Source organism: Psychromonas sp. Urea-02u-13, from assembly GCF_002835995.1.
GTDB lineage: Bacteria > Pseudomonadota > Gammaproteobacteria > Enterobacterales > Psychromonadaceae > Psychromonas.
This window is the reverse complement of the sequence record NZ_PJBZ01000141.1, coordinates 1-5,769: the sequence shown is the minus strand read 5'-3', so window position 1 is coordinate 5,769 and position 5,769 is coordinate 1. Positions and strand designations below refer to the sequence as shown.

General features: G+C 36.2%; 8 protein-coding genes. 5 read left to right on the top strand and 3 right to left on the bottom strand.

Annotated features, from left to right (window positions below):
- Nucleotides 1–179: 179 nt before the first annotated feature.
- Nucleotides 180–1,037 carry a hypothetical protein gene (locus CXF74_RS20495; protein ID WP_101084386.1) on the top strand — a complete coding sequence of 286 codons (858 nt, stop codon included), beginning with the start codon at nt 180–182 and terminating at the stop codon, nt 1,035–1,037.
- A gap of 90 nt (nt 1,038–1,127) precedes the next feature.
- Here CXF74_RS20495 and CXF74_RS20490 read toward each other — a convergent pair whose 3' ends face one another.
- Both CXF74_RS20490 and CXF74_RS20485 read right to left on the bottom strand, forming a co-directional pair.
- A complete protein-coding gene (locus CXF74_RS20490; RefSeq protein ID WP_101084384.1) occupies nt 1,128–1,904 on the bottom strand; it encodes a DNA circularization N-terminal domain-containing protein in 777 nt (258 codons plus the stop codon).
- A 138-nt stretch (nt 1,905–2,042) separates the two neighbouring features.
- Nucleotides 2,043–2,306, bottom strand: coding sequence for an ogr/Delta-like zinc finger family protein (locus tag CXF74_RS20485; RefSeq protein ID WP_101084382.1), 264 nt, complete (start codon nt 2,304–2,306; stop codon nt 2,043–2,045).
- A 363-nt stretch (nt 2,307–2,669) separates the two neighbouring features.
- Here CXF74_RS20485 and CXF74_RS20480 point away from each other — a divergent pair, with 363 nt between their 5' ends.
- Nucleotides 2,670–2,930: a hypothetical protein gene (locus CXF74_RS20480; protein WP_101084380.1), complete on the top strand. Its 261-nt coding sequence runs from the start codon at nt 2,670–2,672 to the stop codon at nt 2,928–2,930.
- A 311-nt stretch (nt 2,931–3,241) separates the two neighbouring features.
- Complete coding sequence (locus CXF74_RS20475; RefSeq protein WP_101084378.1) at nt 3,242–3,442, top strand: hypothetical protein; 201 nt, start codon at nt 3,242–3,244, stop codon at nt 3,440–3,442.
- A 283-nt stretch (nt 3,443–3,725) separates the two neighbouring features.
- Here CXF74_RS20475 and CXF74_RS20470 read toward each other — a convergent pair whose 3' ends face one another.
- On the bottom strand, nt 3,726–4,097 hold the full coding sequence (locus CXF74_RS20470; protein ID WP_101084376.1) for a hypothetical protein: 372 nt from the start codon (nt 4,095–4,097) through the stop codon (nt 3,726–3,728).
- Nucleotides 4,098–4,719: 622 nt separating this feature from the next.
- Between CXF74_RS20470 and CXF74_RS23185 the strand changes: the two genes are divergently transcribed.
- Both CXF74_RS23185 and CXF74_RS20460 read left to right on the top strand, forming a co-directional pair.
- Nucleotides 4,720–4,899 (top strand): DUF3606 domain-containing protein, encoded by a 180-nt coding sequence (locus tag CXF74_RS23185; RefSeq protein ID WP_101084374.1) that lies wholly within the window; start codon nt 4,720–4,722, stop codon nt 4,897–4,899.
- A 231-nt stretch (nt 4,900–5,130) separates the two neighbouring features.
- Complete coding sequence (locus CXF74_RS20460; RefSeq protein ID WP_101084372.1) at nt 5,131–5,748, top strand: fibrinogen-like YCDxxxxGGGW domain-containing protein; 618 nt, start codon at nt 5,131–5,133, stop codon at nt 5,746–5,748.
- Nucleotides 5,749–5,769: the final 21 nt, after the last annotated feature.

Below are 5,769 nucleotides of genomic sequence, written 5' to 3'. Positions count from 1 at the left end.
AAACATTAAGAAATGGGGCTAATCACTTCTACCTAAGCACCTTTCGAGGTGCTCTATTGTTAATCTCCTCCTCTTTAAATAACATTAATCATTTTATAAAGGGGAGATAGGTCAACATATCTGATTATATACAAATGTTAGAATGGTAAATCCAACTGCATGATAAAAAAGGAATAGCCTTGATTGAAACAAACATCCCACTATCTCAGTCAAAATTTTTTGTGTTGGTTTCTTCATGTGGTTTGATAGCGATTATAGCCTCACTTTATTACACAGTTGACTGGAAAGTAATCACCGCAAGTTGCAATGTACTAACAACAATCGAATGCTCAAACACATTAAAAAAGTCTTTCTTTATAACTCAAGTTGTCGCAACCTCAACAATAGCCGTACTAGGTTTTTGGGCTTTAGTTTTCAGAAGCGATCAGACATCTCATCAGATAAAGGTAACAGTTGATAACAATACATTTAATAATTACGTGTCTCACAAGAAAGAATTCATAGAAACGTTATCTACATTTGAAGACACCAACAAATGTACTATTAGAAACAAACCTATGCTATATCAGGTGTTTTTTGGTCAAAATAGCCCAACAAAAATGGATTTTTCATGCAACTTAGAAGGTGCAAAAAACCTCATAGAATTTAATGCAGAAAGTAAAAAAACATTCACAAGAAGACTTACACAAGTGCAGGGGAAAAAAGGCGTACGCTACGCAATATCAAGATACAACAATAGTCTAATGGAGCAATACGGTATATCAATGAATGACTGGTTTAAAGACACCACAATAAAAGATGATCATAGAGTCATGCCAGACAGACCAATTGATGCACTTCTGATCCCTAATAAACTACTTGAGATGATATCGCATTACAGTGACGCCTCTCCTATTGCAATAGAACTATTACAGGCATCCAAAGATGCACATCAAGGTGAAATATCAGGACTTGGTATGCGAATTCATGAACTATACGCCCCTAATAGATCAGGAAACTATACCAAGTGTGATAGACCAACTTTCCCATACGGCTAAGTAGCCACTTTTTCTAGTTGCCTCGTTACTATCAATTAAACCGCCCTTGTGGCGTTTTTTTTATGTCTGGATTTTAACAGGTAACAACATTTATTGTTTGGTACATAAAAACCCGTCTATTCGTACGAAATACATACTAAAACGCCGATCGGTCAAAGTAATTGACGTCTGATATCGGTTGGAAGTTTGGCGACGCTCAGAAGATTCATCCCATTCAAGTACATCCTTTAGGCTACTTACAATTGCATTGAAGTGTGTGGTGTAGGCACCCGGCGCATTCTTTATCATCTCAATGGCCGTGAAGCCATCTTCAATCTGACGATGTAAACGCGCTAACGTTAAGCTTGATTGGGTTGCCCGGTTGGCAATGTTACGCAGTGCATTCAGCACCGTCGTAAAGTCAAACTTCATCGCATCAATTTGTCCAGGCGAGGCCACTGCCACCGCCTCAACAAACTGTTCATTCGAAGCATCAACAACTGCAGTGGTTAACTGGCTCACTGATTTTTTATCGATGCGTGTCAGCGTAACCGGTACGCCTTGCTTATAGAATTTAAGGGAGAGTGTGACCAACCCTTTTTTAGTACTGAACGCTTGTAAATAGGTTTCAAACACTAACGAAAGCTCGCCCAAATAAGGGTGTTCAAGCTCAGCAATTAACGCGTTCGCATCAACCAAAGAGTTAACACCCGCAAACACAACCTCAATACTTAGCGTGCGTGATTTAGTGCCCATCACTTTGATATGTGGAACATCCATGTAAGGCATTTCAGCAATATGTAAACGCTTGCCACCCTCTAATGTGGTGCTTTGAATATGCAACACATTGCCATTCCATTTCGCTTCTTTGGTCTTACGTTCCCACATTGAAAGCCTCACTGATTTATATAACGATACAATCCTTCAAATCCTAGAAAATCAGCACAACCTCCCCTCCGCACCGAAATCACTTGCGTAAATTGGCGATCCTACAAAGGGGAAAAACAGCAACACGCACATTGCCCGCTAACCTGCGCAGTACATGGGCTCGTCAGCTAATAAATCCATCTGATTTGGGTTGCTCAGAAGATCGGGTTGTTTCGTATGATCTGGTTTTGATGATCCTTGCTTAGGCGAACGAATAATTTCGCCAAATGAAAGCGAGGCATTAAACGTAGAGCTGCAATTTAGGTTCAAACACTGACAATACAATTGGCGTGTATTGTTGGTGATTTGTTCCGATGCAGCGATACGCGCTTTGGATAAATATGCAGGACAACGTACTAACATAGGACCTCCTATTTCATAAGATTAATCATAACGAATTCAATGGAAATTGAACCTTATCCGTCATTTAACGGGGTGATTTAAAATTAATTTAGGGACCGAAAGTCGAAAAAAAAGAAGACGGAACTGATTAAATTAACAGGTGTAATTATACCCAGTAAAAGTAAAAATATCTTGTTGTTTGAGGGGGTGTTGATAAACAGGAAAGCATGAATATTAATGCATTGAAATATCTTATTAATCGTTAGTTGTTATTAAAGGCTACTTTTTCCACACAAAACAAAATACAATGTACTCATAAGATATAGCGCTGCAATATTACAGTTTATTGTGGCGTTCTGTGTGCCTTAAAATTGAGTGAGTAATATGAGATTAGAGTCAAACTTAGCGTTAATTGAGTATATAAATAAATTTAAAACTAGCTTAATTGAAAGTGACAATGTGCTATTAAGTAGAGAAGTGGATAAAGGACTTTCTTCATTAAACGGATTTACTGATGGCTGGGCTATGCTGCTTGAATCTGTTGTTTTGGTTAAAAGAAAATTTCAGAGTGAATTGAATAATGCCCAGCTTAATGAGTTAGATAATATTATAAAGTCAGTGCGCAATCTTCTATACCCTAGCTAGCAAATTAAAAAACGAATGAAACTTGAAGAGTAATCAACCAACAAATATAAACCACAGTTGACTACCACTCCACCATTTGCAGCCTATTTAGGTGCAATAAAGTCTAATGGTTATTTTCGATGGCTTTATATATAATCCCGCGCTTCATGTAGAGAGGTGCTGTATTTCCACCTCGTATCATGAAGTTAATCTATTTAATAAAGCTGTTATGAGAAAGGACAATATATGTATATATTTGATGGTTTTTTACCAAAAGACTCACAGACTTCTGTTTGGGCTCTACAAGATTCTTTGTGGGGAGAGGCTTAACTATGCGTTTACTACTAATTTTAATTATGATTATTGCGTCAACTCCCTCTCATTCGGATATGTACAATGAAAAAGGTGAGTATGTAGAATATGAGTACTATACTGTATCTAGCGAAGAAGCTGCATTAAACGCAGTTATTGGCGCAGTAGGTTTTCTTCTTTCCGAGGAAGGCAGAGAGAGAAACAATTGGGGAGTTATATGAGATGACAATGGATAAGAGCATGGACACAAGCAAATTTGGTACCTGTGACAATGCTTGTAAAGAAGAAATCAGGGCGAAAGTTGTGAAAGAGCACAGCTCTAAAAATATATATAATTAGTAATACACACAAAGCTAAAACAATGGACTATCGTTCGTGCCTCACTCATTTCCCTCATAATTTATTTTAAAAATTAGATGACAATTAATTTTAGAGTCTTAACTGAAAATGCTTGTTCATAAAAAGATACCGCTCAATTTATCGAGCCGTATCTTCTATCTTTTACTAAGCGGTGATCGCTTCTTCTAAATATTTTTTACTTGTAAGGCCTGCATTACCCGTCAGACTAAAACGAAGTAAGCTATAGATTTTATTTTCTAACTCATCAGGTGTAGCAAATAAAGAGTGGCTATAATGCCAATTCTTATGCGTTCCAATACTGAAAACGCCCCTACCTTCTTTAGCACTTCTTTCTGTGACTATTACTAATTTGTCTGCATATATCGCCTGCACTTCAGCATATGAATTAGTCCACTGATCCGGTGTTCCATCATAAAGAAACACTTTAGCTCTAGGTTGTACGTTATCATTGTAGAGCGCATTTAGGCTTGCAACGCCTTTTAGGACTTCAAGTGTTTCACTAGGTAATTTGACCATTTATTCGCTCCCTTATATTGATTCTTCGAAATTTCCTCCTTGAGGTATTACTGTAAAATATGCAAGTTAATACTAGAGAGTTAATCGAAACAAACCATTACAAGAGATTACAAAGGTGCGATTTATAGATAAAAAATCGCCAGATTAAGTAAGTTCAAATAAATCATATATATAGAGAATTAAATATAAGGTAGTAAATCAGCAAGTAGCATGAACTGGGGTTCTTGATTACATGTAATAACGTGTAATAACCTTATTATTCATTTTAATGCATTATATACACAGATAATAATTATTACTATTAATCGACATACTCATGCACTTGACTCCGATTATTTGTTTTATAGTCCGTTTCTATAAAACAAACTTATTGATATTTGTGCCCACTTTTATCAAAAACAGAGTCAAGCGCATTGGTATGTTGAATTCTCTTTTTGAGAGTTTTAATTTTTATAATTAAGCATTATTAACATAACAACAATAGTAAACAGCAGTCATTATTTTCAAATTATTCGTCACTGATACACTATTGAGCAGAACTTTCAGGCTGGAATAAACAATAGCGCATTTAATTTAATGGTATCAATATTGATACCATTAAATTAAAACGGAGGAAAAATAATTGACTGATAATTTAAATCGTATAGACCTAGAAGAGCCCGAGAAAATAACTTTGAATGAACCTTGGGAAGTTCGTTATTGGACTAAGGAATTCGGAATAACCGAGGCCAAATTACGAAGAGCAGTCGTAGCTGTCGGAGCAATGTCTTCTTCAGTCAGAATTTGGGTCCGAAGGCACTAAAGCATTATATATTGCGCAGTATTATTTCATTTCTGCGCAATATACACACACCAAAAGATCATATCGCCATCAAATACATTTCACTTGTAATTTTCACATAATACGAAAATCCTTCCATCTCCAATAAGTTTATATAAATTACTGCCTGTAATAGAGTGTAATAGACATACTCATATTTTGTTCACATGGCTTTTCAAATCACAATCTTGTGATTTAATGTGTGAATTAACAATGACACATAAAAAAATAAAAGTTCTTTCCTTCTCTTTAACTTTTACTTTATCTACTGTAGCTTCTGCGATGGTCCAAATAGAGATTCAAAAAGAAACCCCTAACCCTAGTGTAACTTCCAATGGTGGTGACATTTCCTTCATCCGTACAATAGTAAATCCTGATAATGAATCTTTTGAGCTTAAAACATACGATTATCTAATTTTACCAAACAAAACTATTTATTCCCTGCATACAATAGATAGCACCATGATTGAAGCCACTGCTACATTAACTCAAGCCGATGCCTATATAACTGTACCTGCTCTTCTTCCCACTGGTACTTACGAATATGTATATTCTGTATACAACAAGTCAACAGGTGAAATAACCTCAGAAAGTTTTCTGTTTACAAAAAGAATCGATCAATTTACTTATCGCTCATGCAACGAAATTCTTCAAAATGGCCTTAGCGTTGGCGATGGTGTATATACGATAGATCCTGATGGAGAATCAGGTAGATCACCTGAATTTTCAGCCTATTGTGATATGACTAACCAAGGTGGTTGGACGTTATTCGCTTACAACGATGCAGCTGCATACCCAACGAGTGTCCGAATAAAAGAAAATACAAAGTAGGACATCCAAACATTTATAGAA

Coding starts and splice junctions, on each gene's coding strand:
- CXF74_RS20490 (WP_101084384.1), bottom strand. CDS start 1,904: ATGTGGGAACGTAAGACCAAAGAAGCGAAATGGAATGGCAATGTGTTG.
- CXF74_RS20485 (WP_101084382.1), bottom strand. CDS start 2,306: ATGTTAGTACGTTGTCCTGCATATTTATCCAAAGCGCGTATCGCTGCA.
- CXF74_RS20480 (WP_101084380.1), top strand. CDS start 2,670: ATGAGATTAGAGTCAAACTTAGCGTTAATTGAGTATATAAATAAATTT.
- CXF74_RS20475 (WP_101084378.1), top strand. CDS start 3,242: ATGCGTTTACTACTAATTTTAATTATGATTATTGCGTCAACTCCCTCT.
- CXF74_RS20470 (WP_101084376.1), bottom strand. CDS start 4,097: ATGGTCAAATTACCTAGTGAAACACTTGAAGTCCTAAAAGGCGTTGCA.
- CXF74_RS20460 (WP_101084372.1), top strand. CDS start 5,131: ATGACACATAAAAAAATAAAAGTTCTTTCCTTCTCTTTAACTTTTACT.